Genomic DNA, 457 nt, shown 5'->3' with positions numbered 1-457 from the left:
CGGTTGGGCCCCGTGGTGTGGCTCCAGATGTAGGGGCTCGTGGGGTGGCCCTCGAGGTTCCGGTGCCGCAGCCACTGGTGCAGGGCCCGCTGGGCCGTGGGCGAGAGGACCACCATCCGCTCCTTCCCCCCCTTCCCCTGGACCCGGATGGCGTGGGGGACGCCGTCCTGATAGGTGAGGTCGGCGTAGGTCAGGGCCAGGGCCTCGGAGAGGCGGAGGCCTGTGCCGTAGAGGACGGCGAGGAGGGCCCAGTCCCGGAGGGCCACCCGGGGGGAGCGGTTCTGGTAGGCCGCCTGGAGGAGGCGGGCCACCTCGGGCGGGGTGAGGTAGACGGGGAGCCTCCGGGGGAGCTTGGGCCGCTTGACCCCCTCCGTGGGGTCCTTGAGGAGGGGGAGGCCCTCCACCTCGGCCAGGTAGCGGAAGAGCTTCCTTAAGGAGGCCAGGACGCGCCCCGCCC

1 protein-coding gene is annotated in these 457 nt (G+C 73.3%); it reads right to left on the bottom strand.

Features of this window, described 5'->3' with window-relative positions:
- Positions 1-457, bottom strand: a 457-nt coding sequence (locus ACYQ0J_RS00135; RefSeq protein WP_460170221.1) for a tyrosine-type recombinase/integrase, incomplete at both ends; no start/stop codon positions are given.

This window comes from Thermus sp. FJN-A (genome assembly GCF_054655095.1).
This window is presented reverse-complemented; position numbering and strand designations above follow the sequence as displayed.